Annotated in this window: 19 protein-coding genes, 1 tRNA gene and 1 pseudogene; 17 read left to right on the plus strand and 4 right to left on the minus strand. The window is 43.4% G+C overall.

The window, feature by feature from the left end:
* Window positions 1-103 precede the first annotated feature (103 nt).
* The 8 genes and pseudogenes from HBA50_RS01375 to rpmH all read left to right on the plus strand — a co-directional run bounded on the left by HBA50_RS01375 (window position 104) and on the right by rpmH (window position 6,677).
* Window positions 104-883, plus strand: coding sequence for an alpha/beta hydrolase (locus HBA50_RS01375; RefSeq protein ID WP_045500473.1), 780 nt, complete (start codon window positions 104-106; stop codon window positions 881-883).
* 111 nt (window positions 884-994) lie between these two features.
* Entirely contained in the window at window positions 995-2,452 is a 1,458-nt protein-coding gene (gene gltX, locus HBA50_RS01380) for a glutamate--tRNA ligase (protein WP_045500475.1), read from the plus strand.
* 97 nt (window positions 2,453-2,549) lie between these two features.
* On the plus strand, window positions 2,550-3,203 hold the full coding sequence (locus HBA50_RS01385) for a DUF6287 domain-containing protein (RefSeq protein ID WP_045500478.1): 654 nt from the start codon (window positions 2,550-2,552) through the stop codon (window positions 3,201-3,203).
* 328 nt (window positions 3,204-3,531) lie between these two features.
* Window positions 3,532-3,891, plus strand: coding sequence for a ribonuclease P protein component (gene rnpA / locus HBA50_RS01395; RefSeq protein WP_045500481.1), 360 nt, complete (start codon window positions 3,532-3,534; stop codon window positions 3,889-3,891).
* Entirely contained in the window at window positions 3,875-4,690 is an 816-nt protein-coding gene (locus HBA50_RS01400; protein ID WP_045500483.1) for a YidC/Oxa1 family membrane protein insertase, read from the plus strand. The genes rnpA and HBA50_RS01400 overlap by 17 nt, the downstream gene beginning before the upstream one ends.
* An 18-nt stretch (window positions 4,691-4,708) precedes the next feature.
* Window positions 4,709-5,719 (plus strand): RNA-binding cell elongation regulator Jag/EloR, encoded by a 1,011-nt coding sequence (gene jag / locus HBA50_RS01405; RefSeq protein ID WP_045500485.1) that lies wholly within the window; start codon window positions 4,709-4,711, stop codon window positions 5,717-5,719.
* A 51-nt stretch (window positions 5,720-5,770) separates the two neighbouring features.
* Window positions 5,771-6,403: pseudogene (locus HBA50_RS01410) on the plus strand (HI_0552 family protein).
* 139 nt (window positions 6,404-6,542) lie between these two features.
* Entirely contained in the window at window positions 6,543-6,677 is a 135-nt protein-coding gene (gene rpmH / locus HBA50_RS01415; protein ID WP_000831905.1) for a 50S ribosomal protein L34, read from the plus strand.
* 411 nt (window positions 6,678-7,088) lie between these two features.
* On the opposite strand, the gene HBA50_RS01425 is transcribed toward rpmH, so the two are convergent.
* From HBA50_RS01425 to HBA50_RS01435, 3 genes are read right to left on the minus strand one after another with little or no spacing between them, the layout of a single operon-like run.
* The gene (locus tag HBA50_RS01425) at window positions 7,089-8,507 is read right to left on the minus strand and encodes a DUF4153 domain-containing protein (protein WP_045500487.1); all 1,419 of its coding nucleotides are present in this window, start codon (window positions 8,505-8,507) and stop codon (window positions 7,089-7,091) included.
* A gap of 2 nt (window positions 8,508-8,509) precedes the next feature.
* Entirely contained in the window at window positions 8,510-8,728 is a 219-nt protein-coding gene (locus HBA50_RS01430) for a helix-turn-helix domain-containing protein (RefSeq protein WP_005591644.1), read from the minus strand.
* 8 nt (window positions 8,729-8,736) lie between these two features.
* The gene (locus HBA50_RS01435; RefSeq protein ID WP_041826919.1) at window positions 8,737-9,213 is read right to left on the minus strand and encodes a DUF2975 domain-containing protein; all 477 of its coding nucleotides are present in this window, start codon (window positions 9,211-9,213) and stop codon (window positions 8,737-8,739) included.
* Window positions 9,214-9,447: 234 nt separating this feature from the next.
* Here HBA50_RS01435 and HBA50_RS01440 point away from each other — a divergent pair, with 234 nt between their 5' ends.
* The 4 genes from HBA50_RS01440 to rsmA all read left to right on the plus strand — a co-directional run bounded on the left by HBA50_RS01440 (window position 9,448) and on the right by rsmA (window position 14,503).
* Window positions 9,448-10,218, plus strand: a complete 771-nt coding sequence (locus tag HBA50_RS01440) for a TatD family hydrolase (RefSeq protein WP_045500490.1) — start codon at window positions 9,448-9,450, stop codon at window positions 10,216-10,218.
* The gene (gene rnmV, locus HBA50_RS01445) at window positions 10,184-10,774 is read left to right on the plus strand and encodes a ribonuclease M5 (RefSeq protein ID WP_045500493.1); all 591 of its coding nucleotides are present in this window, start codon (window positions 10,184-10,186) and stop codon (window positions 10,772-10,774) included. The genes HBA50_RS01440 and rnmV overlap by 35 nt, the downstream gene beginning before the upstream one ends.
* Window positions 10,775-10,776: 2 nt before the next feature.
* Entirely contained in the window at window positions 10,777-13,497 is a 2,721-nt protein-coding gene (locus HBA50_RS01450; RefSeq protein WP_166492627.1) for a tetratricopeptide repeat protein, read from the plus strand.
* A 133-nt stretch (window positions 13,498-13,630) separates the two neighbouring features.
* Window positions 13,631-14,503, plus strand: a complete 873-nt coding sequence (gene rsmA / locus HBA50_RS01455) for a 16S rRNA (adenine(1518)-N(6)/adenine(1519)-N(6))-dimethyltransferase RsmA (protein WP_045500496.1) — start codon at window positions 13,631-13,633, stop codon at window positions 14,501-14,503.
* A gap of 116 nt (window positions 14,504-14,619) precedes the next feature.
* Here the strand turns inward: rsmA and HBA50_RS01460 are convergent.
* Window positions 14,620-14,702 (minus strand) — tRNA-Leu (locus tag HBA50_RS01460).
* A 99-nt stretch (window positions 14,703-14,801) separates the two neighbouring features.
* Here HBA50_RS01460 and rsgA point away from each other — a divergent pair.
* Genes rsgA through HBA50_RS01485 form a run of 5 tightly spaced genes read left to right on the plus strand, consistent with a single transcriptional unit; the run spans window position 14,802 to window position 19,171 of the window.
* Complete coding sequence (gene rsgA, locus HBA50_RS01465; protein WP_045500499.1) at window positions 14,802-15,680, plus strand: ribosome small subunit-dependent GTPase A; 879 nt, start codon at window positions 14,802-14,804, stop codon at window positions 15,678-15,680.
* A 14-nt stretch (window positions 15,681-15,694) separates the two neighbouring features.
* A complete protein-coding gene (rpe, locus tag HBA50_RS01470; RefSeq protein WP_045500502.1) occupies window positions 15,695-16,354 on the plus strand; it encodes a ribulose-phosphate 3-epimerase in 660 nt (219 codons plus the stop codon).
* The gene (locus HBA50_RS01475; RefSeq protein WP_045500504.1) at window positions 16,347-16,979 is read left to right on the plus strand and encodes a thiamine diphosphokinase; all 633 of its coding nucleotides are present in this window, start codon (window positions 16,347-16,349) and stop codon (window positions 16,977-16,979) included. The genes rpe and HBA50_RS01475 overlap by 8 nt, the downstream gene beginning before the upstream one ends.
* 1 nt (window position 16,980) lies before the next feature.
* A complete protein-coding gene (locus HBA50_RS01480) occupies window positions 16,981-18,237 on the plus strand; it encodes a DNA recombination protein RmuC (protein WP_045500506.1) in 1,257 nt (418 codons plus the stop codon).
* Entirely contained in the window at window positions 18,227-19,171 is a 945-nt protein-coding gene (locus tag HBA50_RS01485; RefSeq protein ID WP_045500508.1) for a 3'-5' exoribonuclease YhaM family protein, read from the plus strand. The genes HBA50_RS01480 and HBA50_RS01485 overlap by 11 nt, the downstream gene beginning before the upstream one ends.
* The last annotated feature ends 179 nt before the right edge of the window (window positions 19,172-19,350 follow it).

Raw genomic sequence — 19,350 nt, forward strand, 5'->3', positions numbered from 1 at the left:
TTTTTCTTATCTTTTAGCGGTAGCAGAACAGGCTTTGCTTTCGGAGTGTGGCTGGCTGTGCTGCATGGTCAAGAACAGTAGTTTTTACAAGAGGAGAAAAAAGATGGCAGTGATGCAGATAGAGTATTATTCAGAAGCCTTGGAGATGGAGTGGGGAGTCAATGTCCTCTATCCAGATGCGTCGCGCGTGGACAAGCCAGATGATAAGGATATTCCTGTTTTGTATCTGCTTCATGGTATGAACGGTAATCACAATAGCTGGCTCAAGCGCTCAAATATCGAACGTCTGGTTCGCTCGACTAACTTGATTGTTGTCATGCCGAATACCAGCAATGGCTGGTACACCGATACTCAATACGGATTTAACTATTACGAGGCTATCGCTGAAGAGCTGCCACGGGTACTCAAGCGCTTTTTCCCCAATATGTCTGACAAGCGGGAGAAGAATTTTATCGCTGGTCTTTCCATGGGCGGATACGGAGCCTTTAAGCTGGCTCTCAAGTCTAACCGTTTTTCATACGCGGCTAGTCTTTCAGGGGCTTTGAGCTTTCTTGATAGTCATCCAGACGATGTTGAAATAGCAACACCAGCCTATTGGCGAGGAGTTTTTGGAGACTATAAAGACTGGACCAGCAGCCCCCATTCGCTGGAGAGCATAGCCAAGCAATCTGATAAAAAGACTAAGCTTTGGGCATGGTGCGGTGAAGAGGATTTTCTCTACGAGGCCAATCAGGTGGCTGTAAAAAATCTGCAAGACTTGGGCTTGGATATTACTTACAGTCACAGTCCTGGTAAGCACGAATGGTACTACTGGGAAAAGCAATTGGAGAAGGTTTTAGCTTGGCTGCCGATTGATTTTGCCCTCGAAGAAAGACTGTCTTAAAAAATCATACGATTCAGCAGATTCTGGGTCGAGAATGTGATATAATAATAACGTTTGAATACGAAAGCAGGAGCGAGATATCCCTGCTATTCCCAAATAGGAGATCGAAAATTGACAAAAGATATTCGAGTGCGTTATGCACCAAGTCCAACTGGGCTTTTACACATTGGAAATGCGCGTACGGCGCTCTTTAACTACCTTTATGCTCGTCATCATGGCGGAACATTTATCATCCGTATCGAAGATACTGACCGCAAGCGCCATGTCGAAGATGGGGAGCGTTCACAGCTTGAAAACCTTCGTTGGTTGGGCATGGACTGGGATGAAAGTCCAGAAACTCATGAAAACTACCGCCAATCAGAGCGTTTGGAATTGTATCAGAAATACATCGACCAATTGCTAGCTGAAGGCAAGGCCTACAAATCTTACGTTACAGAAGAAGAGTTGGCTGCTGAGCGCGAGCGCCAAGAAGCAGCTGGCGAAACACCTCGCTACATCAATGAATACCTTGGCATGAGCGAAGAAGAAAAAGAAAAATACATCGCAGAACGCGAAGCAGCGGGCATCATTCCAACGGTTCGTCTGGCGGTCAATGAAGCGGGCATCTACAAGTGGACTGATATGGTCAAGGGCGATATCGAGTTTGAAGGTGGCAATATCGGTGGCGATTGGGTTATCCAAAAGAAAGACGGCTACCCAACTTACAACTTTGCCGTTGTCATCGATGACCACGACATGCAAATTTCCCATGTTATCCGTGGTGACGACCATATTGCCAATACACCAAAACAGCTTATGGTTTATGAAGCGCTTGGTTGGGAAGCACCAGAGTTTGGTCACATGACCCTGATTATCAACTCTGAGACTGGTAAAAAGTTGTCAAAACGCGATACCAACACTCTCCAGTTTATCGAAGACTACCGCAAAAAGGGCTACCTACCAGAAGCAGTCTTTAACTTTATCGCACTTCTTGGTTGGAATCCTGGTGGGGAAGACGAAATCTTCTCTCGTGAAGAACTCATCAAACTCTTCGATGAAAACCGCCTCAGCAAGTCTCCAGCTGCCTTTGACCAGAAAAAGATGGACTGGATGAGCAATGAGTATATCAAGAATGCGGATTTTGAGACAATTTTTGCTATGGCCAAACCATTCTTGGAAGAAGCAGGACGCTTGACCGACAAGGCTGAAAAAATGGTTGAACTCTACAAGCCACAAATGAAGTCAGCGGATGAAATCGTTCCATTGACAGACCTTTTCTTCTCAGATTTCCCAGAATTGACGGAAGCAGAGAAAGAAGTGATGGCCGGCGAAACAGTTCCAGTCGTTTTGGAAGCTTTCAAAGCAAAACTGGAAGCAATGACAGATGAAGAATTTGTGACAGAAAACATCTTCCCACAAATCAAAGCAGTCCAAAAAGAGACAGGTATCAAGGGCAAGAACCTCTTCATGCCAATTCGTATCGCTGTTTCTGGTGAAATGCACGGTCCAGAATTGCCAGATACCATCTATCTATTAGGCCGTGAAAAATCCATCCAGCATATCGACAATATGTTGAAAAAAATTCAATAAGATAAGCCAGCTTTCGAGCTGGTTTTTGCTTTCTAAAAAGCTGTATTTATGTTACAATAATGTTACAAGAACAGGAAAATATTGCGAGGTGCTAAAGATGAAAAAATGGATGATTCTCTTGGCTGGAACTCTGGTGGCATCGTCTGTGTTAGTGGCCTGCGGTCAAAAGAAAGAAAAACCGACTTCGCCTTCTAGCAGTTCCAAAGTTAGCTTGACCTCGACCAGCTCAGCTTCTTCCAAAAAGTCTGAGACGAGCAAAAGTTCGACAGAGCTGTCTACCGAAACAAGTAGTTCGGACACTTCTATTTCTGGCAGTCAGGAAAACAGTCAAGAGCCTTCGGAGCCAGCAACTAAGGAGTCTTCTGCTAAGTCAGAAAGCAAGGGGGAAAAAGAGCCTGCCGCAACCTCTAATTTAGACATGCAGGCCATTGCTTCTGGGGATTTTTCTAGCATGGCTGGTACTTGGAAAGATGCCAATGGTGTCACTTATACATTTGATGCCAAGGGACTGGTGTCAGATGTTGCCAAGTTGGAGCTGGTTTACGCTGGTCTGGATGAAAATGGAATTTATCGCACAAATATTCGTTGGCATAATCTTACAGGTGCTGCCCTGTCTATTATTCCAGCAGGGAAAAAGTTGCCAGCTGGAGAGACTGTTAGCGGGCAGGATCCGACTGATAGCAGTCGAGATCGCTTCATTATTGCCCAAGGTATCTCAGAGCACCCAGACGTTTTTTACCGTGTAAAATGAGAGTGGGACAGAAATCGGTAATTCGTTAGAATTCGATTTCGTCGTCCCACCTCCGCACAGTTGAGTAGGGCTATAAAAGCTGATGTAATCAGCGTAATAGAGTCCACTCAACCACTGCGTCTTGCTCGACAATCCAAATACAATTGAGAGGCTAGGACTTTTGTCCCAGACTCTTTTTTGGAGCTGTACTGCCGATCTCTTCTTTCCGAACAGCTTCTTTCATTCGGTAAAACTATTCAAAAAGAGGGTTCGTCTCGCACCTAGCCCTTATTGGCTTTTTGGGAAAATATGGTATAATAGAGTTAATTTTGGTGGATGGAGTTGAGTTTTGAGAAAAAACTATCGCGTCAAGAGCGAAAAAGATTTCAAGGCGATTTTTAAAGCTGGGCAGAATTTTGCCAATCGAAAGTTTGTCGTTTATAAATTAGAAAAAGAACAGCGCCATTTTCGAGTGGGGATTTCAGTCAGTAAAAAGCTGGGCAATGCAGTTGTCCGCAATAGTATCAAAAGAAAGATTCGTCATGTCTTGATTCAGCATCGGGCAGATTTGACCAAGGATGACTTTGTTGTTATTGCTCGCAAGGGAGTTGAAACTCTAGACTACCATCAAGTGGAACAAAATTTATTGCATGTCTTAAAAGTTGCAAAAATTTATCAGGAAGGATTTGTTTGTGAAAAAGAAGAGTAAGATAGGATTTCTTTTAGTGGCTTCGCTGCTCATTCTGACAGCTTGTGGCACCAGCGAAGTGACCGCTAATTCAAGTGATTTTTGGGAGAAATTAGTTTATTTCTTTGCGGAGATGATTCAATTCTTGTCCTTTAATGGAAGTACAGGGATCGGGATCATTCTCTTCACGTTGATTATTCGGACAGTCTTGTTGCCAGTCTTTCAATTTCAGACGACCTCATCTAGAAAGATGCAGGAAGTTCAGCCTCATATCAAGAAGCTTCAGGAAAAATATCCGGGCAAAGATATGGATAGCAGAGCAGCTTTGGCAGAGGAAACCAGCAAGCTTTATAAAGAAATGGGAGTCAATCCCTATGCTGCATTCCTTCCGCTCTTTATCCAAATGCCGGTGCTTGTGGCACTTTTCCAAGCTCTGACACGAGTTGAATTTCTAAAAACAGGTCACTTCCTCTGGCTCAATCTAGGTGCGACGGATCCGACCTTTATCCTACCTATTCTCGCTGCTCTCTTTACTTTCTTTAGCACTTGGCTATCCAATAAAGCCTTGCCAGAAAAAAATGGTGGAACAGCAGTGATGACCTACCTGATGCCAGTATTGATTTTCTTCTTTGCGGTGTATGCAGCCAGCGGGGTTGCTCTTTACTGGACAGTCTCCAACGCCTATCAAGTTGGTCAGACCTTGCTTTTGAGCAATCCTTTTAAGATCATTGCTGAACGTGAAGCGAAGGCAAAGGCGGAGCGCCAATTGGAAATGAAGAAAAAACGTGCCCTTCAAAAAGCACAGAAAAAGAAAAAGTAAAAAGGAGGACTCTTGCAGATGGTTATTTTTACAGGAGCAAGTGTTGAAGAAGCGATTCAAAATGGACTAAAAACGCTGGATATCCCACGAATGAGAGCACATATTACTGTTGTTTCGCGTGAAAAGAAAGGTTTTCTCGGTTTATTTGGCAAGAAACCTGCGCAGGTAGATGTGGAGCCGATTGCTGAAACGACTGTGGCCAAGGCCAACCAACAGGCGGTAAAAGGAGTTCCTGAGGAAATCAATGCACAAAACGAGCCGGTACAGAGTGTTAGTGAAGCAACAGTCGACTTAGGGCGAGTGGTGACAGCTATCAAAAAGGCCGAAGGCGAAGGTGAAGCTGTTTCAGAAAAAATCAAGGCTGAAATTCTTAAAAACGATAAAGACGCCAGTACCATTCTGGAAGAAACAGGTGCAATTGATTTCTTAAAGACCAGTCAAGCGGTTGATGAAGCACAGACTCAGAAAGACTCAGAGGAAGATAGCTCTTTAGCAGAAGTGGCACCTAGTCAGCAAGAGCCAGCTGAGTCGTCCTTCTTTGACTTGGGTATCCAGGTTGAGGATGATTGTGATATTGAAGAAGTTGTCGCAAGTGTGACCACATATGTGCAAAAGATTGTGGATGAAATGGATGTTGAAGCGACTCTTTCTAGTAGCCACAATCGCCGGACAATCAATATGCAAATCGATACGAATGAGCCAGGGCGCGTGATTGGTTACCACGGTAAAGTCTTGAAAGCCTTGCAGCTGTTGGCTCAGAATTATCTTTACAATCAATATTCTAAGAGTTTCTACATTTCTATCAATGTAAATGACTATGTGGAGCATCGGGCAGAAGTTTTGCAAAGCTATGCGCAAAAATTGGCTCAGCGTGCTCTGGAAGACCGTCGCAGCCAGCATACGGATCCTATGTCTAATAGTGAGCGTAAAATCATCCACCGGATTATCTCAAGAATTGATGGTGTGACAAGCTATTCAGAAGGCGATGAGCCTAACCGCTACGTTGTTGTAGATATTGATTCGGAATAAATCTTAACCAGCTGCTCAGCTGGTTTTTAGATACAGAAAGGAGAAAATTCTATGTCACTTTTTCCAGCTATTGAGTCATTTTTGACTGTTCAAGGAAGTAAATACATTTCACCAGATAAGGCAGGGGAACTGCGAGAGACAATGTTGGATTTGAAAGCTAGAGGTCAGGCTGCTCGGCAAGAGTTTGCGAACTTGGTCCGAGACTTTCAGGCAATCTATCCTAAGCTGAGTCTGGAGCGGACCAGCAATTGGCTGAATCAGGCTCAGATTTTACGCCCACATTTTTGGAATTATCTAAGAGGCTATGGGGAAATCACAGAGCCCATGTTCGCTCTACGCTTGTATGGAACTGCAGAAGATTTTGGAGTGTCGCTGGAGGTAAGCTTTATGGAGCGTAAGAAAGACGAGCACAGTCTCAGCAAGCAAAATCGGGTACTGAATCTGCCCATTCAACCGCCGGCTTACTATTTTCCCCAGATAGATGGTGTGAGTCAACGCTTCGAGGCTACTGAGGAAAATAGGCAGCATCTAAGCTAGCAGGTGGCTGCTGGGCTAGTCCGCAAGGTTTTGATCAAATATGATGTCAATCTTTCCGAGGCTAGAAGCAAGCAGCAAGTTTTATCGGAGCTTGAGCAGGCTATGACTGCCTTGATTCCCTTCTATGAAGCGACACGATTTGAATGATTTCGTTTCCAAAATGAAACAATTCGTCCAATACTATTGACAAACAAGAGAGAATCCGATAGAATAGTAAAGTATGTTTAGTAACTGATCACTTTATAGCCGGCTAAACGAATACAAAATCTATGAGGAGGTATTCATCATGAAACGTACTTATCAACCAAGTAAACTTCGTCGTGCGCGCAAACACGGATTCCGTAACCGTATGTCAACTAAAAACGGTCGTCGCGTATTGGCAGCTCGTCGTCGTAAAGGACGCAAAGTTTTGGCTGCATAATCCAAACGATTACCATAAAGAAACCAGTGGAGACTCGAGACCGCTGGTTTTTCTATTGTTCTTGATAAAATAGGCTTTTATGGTTTAAGGGTGGCTAGTAGAGTCCGTGCAGAATAGGAACTTTACATGAAATGGAAGGTAAACGGGCTAGTCTAGGTGGTTTCTAGGTGTATCTTATCTAGTTTGAATAAAAGAAAAGAGAGTGGGACAGAAATCGGTAATTCGTTAGAATTCGATTTCGTCGTCCCACCTCCGCACAGTTGAGTAGGGCTGTAAAAGCTGATGAAATCAGCGTAGTAGGGCCCACTCAACCACTGCGTCTTGCTCGACATTCCAAAGACAATTGAGAGGCTAGGACTTTTGTCCCAGCCTCTTTTTGAAAATTATATTGGCATGTAAGTATGCTCTCTATCAAGCGGCTAAGAGCAGAGGATAGAGATAGCAGAGCAGCGTGAAACTAATAAGGGCGTAGAAGATACCGATTCGGATCGCTTGGATGGGCTTGTAGAAGCGAATCAGGGTCAGAATACACCAGACCAGTAGAACGAGGATAAACCAAGCGGAGATCAGGCGCAATGGTGTTGGACCATAAAGATAGATATAGATGCCGAAGAGTTTCCAGCCAGCAAGCAAGGCCAGTAAAAAGGCGAAAATAAAGAGGATAGTGCTGGCTAAACGAGTGCCTTTTTGGTCCCAGAGAGGCTTTTGGGCCAGCAAATAAAAGGCGGCTAGGACAGCGAAATTTAGAAGTGATACACGAACAAGCTGCCAGAAGCCAGCAACAGCTACGGTTGAAGCGTTTTGTGGAGAAATGGTTTGGAGGCTAGTACCAGCATTAAGGAGTTCGCTTAATTCTCCTAAACCAACGAGGAAAAAGAGAGCGTAGGTCAAGCAGAGGCTGCCGATGATGATATAGGCTGTAAAAGCAGGGAACATTCGCAGTGGCTGAATTTTATTTTGGAAGCTTTGATAGGTAACTTTGATATCTTTTTGATTCAGTAAGCTGCCAACAATCAGACTGTAGAGATAGAGGCCAATAGGTAGGGCCAAGAAGAGGCGAAGAGCGATGGCATCTGTATCAAGATTTGAAAAGATCAAGTCAAAGAAAAGATGCAAGGCATCAGCTGTATCACTAAAGAAAAGAGCAAATCGATCAGAGACTTGACTGAGTTGTGACCAAACGAAGAAGACAAGCATACCAGCAATAAGAAGGCTACTTGCTATCATCGTACTTTGGAGTGCTTTTCTAGAAGAATCGCTGTCTTCAGTAGTTGTATCTGAAGCCTTATCACTCAGAGCAAAGACCTGAAGACCAGCGAAAAAGTTTCTAAAAGGTAGAATCACAAAGGCCTGAATGCTATCGTACCAAACCATGATCCCCAAGCGACCTTGATTGAGCCAACCCGTCCGCGATAGGATATAAAAAGAAAAGGAGATGTGGAGAGCCAAAGTTTGAAAAATTTCTAATTGTGGGTGAAAGCCCCAGATACTGAGTGCCAGTGCCTGAGTCAGACTGAGAATCAGGAAAAGCTTGGACTCGAGTCCAGTAGAGGCATCTTTTTCGATTTGAGGCAAGCTTTTCGGCGTTTTTCTTACTAACCACTCGGTCAAGCTAATCAGACCAATCGCAATAGGAAAAAAGTAAATGCTTTTGTTTCCGTCAATAGCAACTGTATAAAAGTAGGCTAAAAAATAGAGAATGAGAGAGCTGATTCTAAAATTCTTCAGTTCCTTTATGTTTAAAGCTGTGAAGATGCTTTTTCGTTCTTGGTCTTTTTCAAAAGGCAGGTAGGGTTGCCCCGTCATCTGTTCTTGTGATGGTGTTTCCATGTTTATTCCTCCTCGGTTTCATCTGTGATATATTCAAGAATATCGCCGGGTTGGCAGTCCAATTCCCGACAAAGGGCATTAAGTGTTGAAAAGCGTATTGCCTTGGCTCGGTTATTTTTCAAGATGGACAAGTTGGCAGGGGTGAGGTCAATCAATTCTGCTAAGCGTCCAGCACTAATCCGTTTTTGAGCCATGACAAGGTCTAAATTTATCTGAATCATAGTCCCTCCTAAATCGTGTAGTCTACTTCTTCTTGCAGCTCAATTGCCTTGCCAAAAGCGTTGCGGATAACCCGAATAATCAAGGTTAAAATGCAGCAAGAAACGGCTACGAGGAGCATGGGCATATAGACTGTCAAGCCCATAAAGAAAGAAATGAGGGCGACCATTCCAACTTCCCAGCCCAGATAGCGCATATACTGTACATTCTGTCTGATAAAGACCTGATTTTTCCCGATGCGGCTAAGGAGCCGATAGAGATGCACGATACAGGTCAGAGCTAGACAGCCTAAGACATAGCCTAGGAGCAACAATATCCAATAGCGACTTTCTCCCTGAAAGAAAGGTGAGGGAAATTCGATGACCAAGCTGACCACCCAAGGTCCGATGGCTATCAGGACAATGGAAGCAATAAATAAAATGCTGAGGCTGATTTTTGTAAGCACAATGCTTATATCTTCAGCTGTTTTTTGTCTTGTCTTTGACATGGATTCCTCCAAATAATTTCTATTTTTATTTACTATATCACAAAATATATCGATAATCAATAACAAAATATCGAAAAATAATAAAAAATTATCAAAAAACGGCAAAAATATTTTTAGTAGGTACTGAAAAATTGACAAATACCCGCTGGAATAGATGGAGAGAAAGTAAAGCTCCTGCCCCTTTAACTGACTTTTTTGGTATAATGAAAGGCAGGAAATACAAGGAAGTAAAGCATGAAAATTTTTGATACACACACGCATTTAAATGTGGAAGAATTTGCTGGGCGAGGGGCAGAGGAGCTCCAGATAGCTGCAGAAATGGGCGTTAGCAATATGAATGTTGTCGGTTTTGATCGGCCGACCATTGAGCGCGCCTTGGAGTTGGCTGACAGTTATGAGCAGATTTACGCTACGATTGGCTGGCATCCGACTGAGGCTGGGACTTATGATGAGGCGGTGGAAGCCTATCTGCTGGACAAGCTTGCTCATCCAAAAGTGGTGGCTCTGGGCGAGATTGGTCTGGATTATCACTGGATGACAGCCCCCAAGGAAGTGCAAGAGCGAGTATTTCGCCGACAAATCCAGCTGTCGAAAGAGTTAGACCTGCCCTTTGTCGTCCACACGCGCGATGCTTTAGAAGACACCTATGAGATTATCAAGAGTGAGGGAGTTGGTCCTCGGGGTGGCATCATGCACTCTTATTCAGGTTCTTTGGAAATGGCTGAGCGCTTTATCGAGCTGGGGATGATGATTTCCTTTTCTGGAGTCGTCACCTTTAAGAAAGCGACGGATATTCAGGAGGCTGCGCAGAACCTGCCTTTGGACAAAATCCTCGTCGAGACGGATGCGCCTTACTTGGCACCTGTTCCCAAGCGTGGTCGAGAAAACAAAACAGCCTATACCCGCTATGTGGTGGAGAAAATTGCTGAACTGCGTGGGCTGCCTGTCGAAGAAGTAGCGCAGGCGACCTATGAAAATGCAAAGAAGGTGTTTGGGCTTGACTGAGAAGATAAAAATCCCGCAAGTGGTCGTTGTGGAAGGACGTGATGACACAGCCAATCTCAAGCGCTATTTTGATCTTGAAACCTATGAAACTAGAGGTTCTGCCCTCAGCGATGCGGATATCGAGCGGATTCGTCGCCTGCAGGACTTGCATGGAGTCATTGTTTTTACTGATCCTGATTTCAATGGCGAGCGGATTCGCCGTCTGATTATGACGGAAATTCCCGCTGTCCAACATGCCTTTCTCAAGCGTGACGAAGCAACCCCCAAGTCCAAGACCAAAGGACGCTCACTAGGTATTGAGCACGCTAGTTTTGAAGACTTAAAGACAGCCCTCGCTGGGGTAACCAGCCATTTTGAGTTAAGCAGTGATTTTGATGTAACAAAGAATGACCTCGTGCGGCTGGGGTTACTCATGGGAAGCGACAGTCGTCAGCGTCGAGAGTATCTGGGTGAGCAACTCCGCATCGGCTATTCCAACGGCAAGCAGTTGCTCAAACGTTTAGAGTTATTTGGAGTGACCTTGACAGAAGTGGAAGAAGTGATGGAGAGGTATTAAAGATGGACCAAAAAGAATATGATTTAGAACAAAGTAGAGAAGAGCTAGATAAACTCGTTAGTTTATCAGCAAACCAAACGGATGAAGCATCTTGTAAATCTATAGCAGATAAAGCGGAATCTGTTTATGAAAAATACTCTGGCTCAGAAGAGCTTTCTCTAGCGTATGCTAAGATTTTGTTCAATTTATCAACCCAGCAGACTGAGTTGAAAGAACGGGAGGCTACTGCTGAGAAATTACAGGTTTTGCATCAACAATTCCCTGACTCGCCTGATATAGCTTTGCGGTATGCTAATATTTTGGTTAATTTATCAGCCAAGCAGCCTGAGTTGAAAGAGCGGGAGGCTACTGTTGAGAAATTACAGGTCTTGCATCAACAATTCCCTGACTCGCCTGATATAGATTTGGGGTATGCTATGACTTTGGTTAATTTATCAATCAAGCAGCCCGAGTTAAAAGAACTGGCGGCTACTGTTGAGAAATTACAGGTCTTGCATCAACAATTCCCTGATTCGCCTGTTATAGCTTTGAGGTATGCTAAGATTTTGGTTAATTTATCAGCCAAGCAGCCCGAGTTAAAAGAACTGGTGGCTACTGTTGAGAAATTACAGGTCTTGCATCAACAATTCCCTGACTCGCCTGATATAGCTTTGCATTATGCTATGACTTTGGTTAATTTATCAGCCAAGCAGCCCGAGTTAAAAGAACTGGCGGCTACTGTTGAGAAATTACAGGTCTTGCATCAACAATTCCCTGACTCGCCTGATATAGCTTTACAGTATGCTAATATTTTGGTTAATTTATCAGCCAAGCAGCCTGAGTTAAAAGAACTGGCGGCTACTGTTGAGAAATTACAGGTCTTGCATCAACAATTCCCTGATTCGCCTGATATAGCTTTGGGGTATGCTAAGATTTTGTTCAATTTATCAATCAAGCAGCCCGAGTTAAAAGAACTGGCGGCTACTATTGAGAAATTACGGGTCTTGCATCAACAATTCCCTGACTCGCCTGATATAGCTTTGCATTATGCTATGACTTTGGTTAATTTATCAGCCAAGCAGCCTGAGTTGAAAGAGCGGGAGGCTACTGCTGAGAAATCACAGGTCTTGCATCAACAATTCCCTGATTCGCCTGATATAGCAGAAATGTATGCTATGACTTTGTTCAATTTATCAATCGAGCAGACTGAATTGAAAGAGCGGGAGGCTACTGTTGAAAAAATACAGGTCTTGCATCAACAATTCCCTGACTCGCCTGATGTAGCAGAAATGTATGCTATGACTTTGTTCAATTTATCAACCAAGCAGACTGAATTGGATGAATTAGAGACTACTGCTGAGAAATTACAAGTCTTGCATCAACAATTCCAAGAAACTGAAGAAATTGCTTTTATATATAGCACGGTCTTAGCAAGCTTATTTGAACACCAAACAGAGTTAAGTGAACGTCTTCAAGCTACAAAAATAATTAAAAAACTCTATGAAAAATTTTCAAAATTTATGATACAAAATTTTGATGATTTATTTTTTAGTAATGAAAATGTTTGTGACAGTGAAGAGTACATGCTATTCAACTTTATCCTAAGGGAAGGTCTTTTAAAGAATACTAAATATGCTATTTTACAAACATGGGCACAGCGTTATAAAGAAGACTCGAGTGAACTAAGGAACTTGCTATCAATTTATCAACTTGTGCAAAAAATTAAGTATCAATTGGGACTAAAAGACGAAGATAAAAATAAAGTACTTAAATTCGGCCATTATACCAAGGGAAGCACTCTCCAAATTATGTTAGCTCAAGAGGAGAATGAAAAGAAGAAAAGTACTTTTTCGGTATCTGGGAAAACTCGTTTGTATAATGCTAATTATATGAATGATCCTGAAGAAGGAATCGTCATAGAACAGATATTGGGCTTAGATAGGCGGGACATCTTGGAACCAAGCTCATGGTTCTTAATGAGTTTTACAAACAAGACGGATGATTTGGCCATGTGGTCCCAGTATGGTGATGATGCCAAAGGTGTTTGTCTGGTACTTAAGGAAGATGATTTCTCAAGATTTACTTCCTTCAATGATGTTTCTTGGCGTCAAGAAAAAAACTTTTTAGAATTCTCTGATAAGATGTATTTACTGAAATCTGAATTAAATAGTGGTTTTGAAAAATCTATCTTTCGGAGTGAAAGTGAAAATTCAGTCTATACTGTTAATGATGAAGGAACTGAACCGAATTCTGTAGAAAAAGATAGTGATTCAAAAGGGAATAGTGATTATCTCTACCGAATTGCCTATGTTAAGCATATAGAGGAAAATTTAAAACTAGAACGAACTGAACTATTTGAGAAGTCGGAAATAGAAGAATTAGAAAAATTGTTGAATAGTTTAAAAGAAAAATTAGATATCGGTTCAAAAGTCACGGAGAAGAATTATCAAGATGCCATCTCTGAATGTATCGAAGAAATTCGCTACTTATTTAAATCTGTCGATTATAAATATGAGAATGAACTGCGTATTTTACGCTATGCTAATCTAGACCCAAGTAATGATAAAATCAAAATTGATAAAACCTCTGGGATAGGCAAACTTTATGTAGAACGTGAAAATTCAATTCAAATCGATGAAGTCATTTTCGGCCCTAAGTTTCCAAATCCTGAATACGTAACTCCCCTGTTGAAGCTTTTAGATAAAGATATTGCGTTTAAAAAATCTACGATAAAATTTAGATAGAGGATTCTATAAGTCATATATAAGGATTCAATAGGCAAACTGGAGCTAGAGCATTTCCAAGCTTTCTGAAATATGCTAGAATAGAAGCAGATGAGAGAAAGGAAGAATACAGCTTGACTGTATTCGTAATAAAATGAGAATAGCAGATTATAGTGTGACCCGTGCCATTCTGGAGCGTCACGGTTTCACCTTTAAAAAATCGTTCGGTCAGAATTTCCTGACGGATACCAATATCCTCCAGAAGATTGTGGATACAGCCGAGATTGACAAGCAAGTCAATGTCATTGAAATTGGTCCTGGTATTGGGGCCTTGACAGAATTTTTGGCGGAAAGTGCCGCCGAGGTCATGGCTTTTGAGATTGATGATCGGCTGGTGCCGATTTTGGCAGATACTCTGCGTGATTTTGACAATGTGACCGTGGTCAATCAGGATATTCTCAAGGTTGATTTGGCCCAGTACATAGCAGAGTTTAAGAATCCTGACCTGCCTATCAAGGTAGTGGCCAACTTGCCCTACTACATCACGACGCCGATTCTCATGCATTTGATTGAGAGTGGGATTCCTTTTAGTGAGTTTATCGTTATGATGCAAAAAGAAGTGGCGGATCGGATTTCGGCTCAGCCTAATACCAAGGCCTACGGCAGTTTGTCGATTGCCGTGCAGTATTACATGACGGCTAAGGTTGCCTTTATCGTGCCACGGACAGTCTTTGTGCCAGCTCCCAATGTGGATTCGGCCATTCTCAAGATGGTACGCAGAGACCAGCCAGCAGTTGCGGTTCAGGACGAGAAATTCTTTTTCAAGGTTTCCAAGGCCAGCTTTGTCCATCGTCGCAAGACGCTCTGGAACAATCTGACCAGTCATTTTGGGAAGTCAGAGGAAAACAAGGCCAAGCTAACAGCCGCTTTAGAGCAAGCTGAGCTATCTCCAAGTGTTCGGGGGGAAGCCTTGACTTTGGCAGATTTTGCCCGTCTGGCGGATGCCCTGAAGGAACAAGGATTATAAGATTTGAAAACCAGCCCTGTTGAAAAAGGCTGGTTTTTCTGAAAGAAATCGCAAGATGCTTTCAAAATTTTCCAAAAGAAAAACTCTTGCCAACTTGGACAAGAGTTCCTGTTCGATGCGGAGGAAGGGATTTGAACCCTCACACCCGTACGGGCACATGCGCCTGAAGCATGCGTGTCTGCCGTTCCACCACCTCCGCTTGCTTTTTATTATAACATATTTTTTGAAAATGCCAATAGTAAAAGCCAAATATATGTTTTTTTGATATAATAATTGTATTAACTTTAAAGGAGCAGTCTTGCAAGGAATAATTATCAAAGCCTTGGCTGGCTTTTATTATGTAGAGTCAGATGGGCAGGTGTATCAGACGAGAGCGCGTGGAAATTTCCGCAAAAAAGGTCAGACGCCTTATGTTGGTGACCATGTCGAATTTTCAGCGGACAAGGATTCTGAAGGCTACATTTTAAAAATAGCCGAGCGTAAAAATAGTTTGGTGCGGCCACCCATTGTCAACATTGATCAGGCAGTTGTCATTATGAGTGCCAAGGAGCCAGATTTCAATGCCAATCTCTTGGATCGTTTTCTGGTGCTTTTAGAGCATAAGCGGATCCATCCTATTATCTACATCAGCAAGTTAGACCTGCTTGAAGATGAGCAGAGCTTGGATGTCTATGTACAGGCCTATCAGGCCATCGGCTATGAGGTCGTTAAAACCACTGAGGAGTTGCTGCCACTTCTGACAGGGAAAGTCACTGTTTTTATGGGTCAGACTGGTGTTGGGAAATCCACCCTGCTCAATAAAATAGCACCAGACTTGCAATTAGAAACAGGAGAAATTTCTGAAAGTCTGGGTCGTGGTCGCCATACGACACGGGCGGTCAGCTTTTATAACCTGAATGGCGGGAAAATTGCGGACACTCCGGGCTTTTCTTCCCTAGACTATGAAGTAGACAAGGCAGAAGACCTGAATGCAGCCTTTCCAGAAATTGCCGAAATCAGTCGGGACTGCAAGTTCCGCACTTGTACCCATACGCACGAGCCGGCTTGTGCTGTCAAACCAGCCGTAGAAGCCGAGCGAATTGCCGCTTTTCGTTTTGAAAACTACCTGCAATTTCTTAGTGAAATCGAAAATCGTCGTGAAACTTATAAAAAGACGGCTAAAAAACTTCCTAAATAGAGAAAGGAACTATCATGAAAACATTTAAAATTGCTCCCTCTGTTCTGAGTGCGGATTATGCTAATTTTGAGACTGAGTTGAAAAAGCTAGAAGCTAGCGGGGCGGAGTATGCCCATTTGGATGTCATGGATGGCCATTTTGTCCCTAATATCAGCTTTGGAGCTGGTGTTGTGGCCAGTATGCGTCCCCACAGCAAGATGGTTTTTGATTGCCATCTTATGGTGTCCAATCCTGAGCATCATATTGAGGAATTTGCTCGAGCAGGTGCAGATATTATCAGCATCCATGTGGAAGCGACACCGCATATTCATGGAGCTCTGCAGAAGATTCGGGCGGCAGGTGTCAAGCCTAGTGTGGTTATTAATCCTGGAACACCGGTTGAAGCGATTAAAAATGTCTTGAACTTAGTGGATCAGGTCTTGGTTATGACAGTCAACCCAGGCTTTGGCGGTCAGGCTTTTCTGCCCGAAACCATGGGTAAGATTCGTGAACTGGTCGCTCTGCGAGAGGCCAATCAGCTGAACTTTGATATTGAAGTGGACGGTGGGATTGATGATAAGACAATTCAGATGGCTAGAGAAGCTGGCGCCAATATTTTCGTAGCAGGTAGCTATGTCTTCAAAGGTGATGTCAGCCATCAAGTTCAGACCTTGAGGGATGCGTTAGATGCCTAGAATTGCTCTGTTTGCTGGCGGTGATTTGACGGAGGTCAATCGGGATTTTGATCTTTTTGTCGGAGTTGATCGTGGTGCCTTTTATTTGCTAAAGCAGGGCTTGCCTCTAGATCTAGCGGTTGGCGATTTTGATTCTGTTTCTGATGAAGAATTGCTGCGCATAAAAGCTGGCGCCAAGGAAGTCATTCAGGCTCAGCCTGAAAAGGATGATACGGACTTAGAATTGGCTGTTCTGGCTTGCTTTGAGCGCTATCCAAATGCTTATCTGACTATTTTCGGCGCCTTTGGCGGTCGTCTAGATCATGCTCTGGCCAATGTTTTCTTACCCAGCAATGATAAAATCGCTCCCTATATGGAGCAGCTGATCTTAGTGGATGCCCAGAATTGCATCTGCTATGTTCCCTCTGGCCGTCATGAGATCAAGCCGGTGGAAGGCATGGACTATCTGGCCTTTCTGCCGACAGAGGATGTTCCTTTGACCATTGAAGGAGCTAAATATCCTTTAAATGAAAGGAATTTTTTCTTTAAAAAAGTCTATGCTTCTAACGAATTTATAGATAGACCTGTATTTTTATCCTTTGACAGAGGTTATACGGTTGTTATTTACAGTAAAGATAGGAGTTGATATGGAGTATATCATCATCATCCTGCTTATCATCAATCTGGTCTTTCTCTATTTCTTCTGGCAGAGACAGGGGCAGCAGGAGCAGGCAATCAAAGTCTTGCTAGAAGAGCAGGAAGATCACTTGTCCGACCAGCTGGATTACCGCTTTGAGCAGGAAAGGCAGCAGGAGGCTCTTCGGCAAAAAGAGTTGGAACTTGTTCTGGGCGATCGGTTAGCCGAAGTTCGAACAGATTTGCACCTTCATTTGACGGATTTACGTACCGAAATGGCGGAGAGTTTCAGCAAAAATCGAGACAAAACCGATGAACGGATGCGTCAGATTCAGGAGTCCAATGACCTGCGACTGGAGCAGATGCGCCAGACCGTTGAGGAAAAATTGGAGAAGACTTTGCAGAGTCGCCTGCAGACCTCCTTTGAGACGGTGTCTAAGCAACTAGAGTCTGTCAATCGTGGTTTAGGAGAGATGCAGACAGTGGCTCGGGATGTGGGCAGTCTCAATAAGGTTCTTTCCAATACCAAGACCCGCGGCATTATGGGCGAGCTCCAGCTGGGACAAATTATCGAAGACATCATGACACCCAGCCAGTATGAGCGGGAATTTGCCACAGTGGTAGGTTCTAGTGAGCGCGTGGAGTATGCCATCAAATTGCCGGGGCAGACGGATCAGGACTATGTCTACCTGCCCATTGATTCCAAATTTCCTCTGGCGGATTATTACCGCTTGGAAGAGGCTTACGAGTCTGGCAACAAGGAAGAAATTGAACTTTATCGCAAGTCGCTGTTGGCTAGCGTCAAGCGTTTTGCCAAGGACATCAACAGTAAATATCTAGCTCCGCCAGCTACGACTAATTTTGGGATTATGTTTTTGCCAACGGAAGGTCTCTATTCTGAAGTAGTTCGCAATCCAGAGTTTTTCGACGGTCTGCGGCGAGATGAGCAGATTGTCGTGGCGGGTCCATCTACCTTGTCAGCCTTACTCAACTCTCTCTCGGTTGGCTTTAAAACCCTGAACATTCAGCGTAGCGCAGATGACATCAGCAAAGTTCTGGGCAGTGTCAAGCTGGAATTCAATAAGTTTGGCGGTATTCTAGCCAAGGCTCAGAAGCACCTAAAGAACGCTTCTGGCAGCATCGATGAATTACTGACTCGCCGAACCAATGCCATTGAAAGAACGCTACGGCACATTGAGTTGTCTGACCAAGACCTTCACTTACACTTGCTCGATATTCCAGATGAAAGGGAAGACTATGAAAATTAATCAAATGAAAAAAGATGAGATGTTTGAAGGCTTTTATCTGATTAAGTCAGCCGAAGTCCGACAGACCAGAGCTGGGAAGAATTACCTCGCCTTCACTTTCCAAGATGACACTGGAGTGATTGAAGGGAAATTATGGGATGCCCAACCCCATAATGTGGCAGAATTTACAGCGGGGAAGGTCGTTCACATGCAAGGCCGCCGCGAGGTCTACAATAACACCCCTCAGGTTAATCAGCTGACACTGCGCCTGCCAAAGGCCGGCGAGCCCAACAATCCTGCTGATTTCAAAGAAAAACCACCCGTTGACCAAAAAGAACTGCGGGAATATCTGGCGCAAATGATTTTCAAGATTGAAAATCAAGTCTGGCAGCGGGTCGTGCGTTCCCTTTACAGCAAATACGATAAGGAATTCTATTCTTACCCCGCAGCGAAAACCAATCATCATGCTTTTGAATCGGGACTCGCTTTTCACACAGCTACCATGGTCAAACTAGCGGATGCGATTGGTGACATTTATCCTCAGCTTAATAAGAGCCTTCTTTTTGCGGGGATTATGTTGCACGACTTGGCCAAAGTCATTGAGTTGAGCGGTCCAGAAAATACGGAATATACTGTCCGAGGCAATCTGATTGGTCATATTGCACTGATTGATGAGGAACTGACTAAAACCTTGGCGGAGCTGAAAATTGATGATACCAAGGAAGATGTCATCGTTTTGCGCCACGTCCTCCTCAGTCATCACGGTCTCCTTGAATACGGCAGTCCCGTTCGTCCAAAGATTATGGAAGCAGAAATCCTACACATGATTGACAATCTGGATGCGGAAATGATGATGATGACTACGGCTCTGTCTCTCGTTGCTCCAGGGGAAATGACCAATAAAATTTTCGCATTGGAAAATCGTTCCTTCTATAAACCAAAAATTGATAAGTGAAATACGAAAAATGGGCATTATATTTAGTATAATGTTCGTTTTTTTGATATAGTATGATATAATGAAAAAAATAAAATAAATATTCATAGAAATCACTCCAAACTTTGAAATAGGAAGAATTGATTACTGCTCTATGCGAGAAGAGCTACGTTCTCAGATTAGTTTGTGGCTGATTTTGA

Source organism: Streptococcus cristatus ATCC 51100, assembly GCF_011612585.1.
Taxonomy (GTDB): Bacteria; Bacillota; Bacilli; order Lactobacillales; family Streptococcaceae; genus Streptococcus; species Streptococcus cristatus_H.

Coding starts and splice junctions, on each gene's coding strand:
- rpmH (WP_000831905.1), top strand. CDS start 6,543: ATGAAACGTACTTATCAACCAAGTAAACTTCGTCGTGCGCGCAAACAC.
- HBA50_RS01430 (WP_005591644.1), bottom strand. CDS start 8,728: ATGATTCAGATAAATTTAGACCTTGTCATGGCTCAAAAACGGATTAGT.
- HBA50_RS01440 (WP_045500490.1), top strand. CDS start 9,448: ATGAAAATTTTTGATACACACACGCATTTAAATGTGGAAGAATTTGCT.
- rsmA (WP_045500496.1), top strand. CDS start 13,631: ATGAGAATAGCAGATTATAGTGTGACCCGTGCCATTCTGGAGCGTCAC.
- HBA50_RS01450 (WP_166492627.1), top strand. CDS start 10,777: ATGGACCAAAAAGAATATGATTTAGAACAAAGTAGAGAAGAGCTAGAT.
- HBA50_RS01485 (WP_045500508.1), top strand. CDS start 18,227: ATGAAAATTAATCAAATGAAAAAAGATGAGATGTTTGAAGGCTTTTAT.
- HBA50_RS01475 (WP_045500504.1), top strand. CDS start 16,347: ATGCCTAGAATTGCTCTGTTTGCTGGCGGTGATTTGACGGAGGTCAAT.
- rnmV (WP_045500493.1), top strand. CDS start 10,184: ATGAAAATGCAAAGAAGGTGTTTGGGCTTGACTGAGAAGATAAAAATC.
- jag (WP_045500485.1), top strand. CDS start 4,709: ATGGTTATTTTTACAGGAGCAAGTGTTGAAGAAGCGATTCAAAATGGA.
- HBA50_RS01480 (WP_045500506.1), top strand. CDS start 16,981: ATGGAGTATATCATCATCATCCTGCTTATCATCAATCTGGTCTTTCTC.
- HBA50_RS01375 (WP_045500473.1), top strand. CDS start 104: ATGGCAGTGATGCAGATAGAGTATTATTCAGAAGCCTTGGAGATGGAG.
- HBA50_RS01385 (WP_045500478.1), top strand. CDS start 2,550: ATGAAAAAATGGATGATTCTCTTGGCTGGAACTCTGGTGGCATCGTCT.
- HBA50_RS01425 (WP_045500487.1), bottom strand. CDS start 8,507: ATGGAAACACCATCACAAGAACAGATGACGGGGCAACCCTACCTGCCT.
- rpe (WP_045500502.1), top strand. CDS start 15,695: ATGAAAACATTTAAAATTGCTCCCTCTGTTCTGAGTGCGGATTATGCT.
- HBA50_RS01435 (WP_041826919.1), bottom strand. CDS start 9,213: ATGTCAAAGACAAGACAAAAAACAGCTGAAGATATAAGCATTGTGCTT.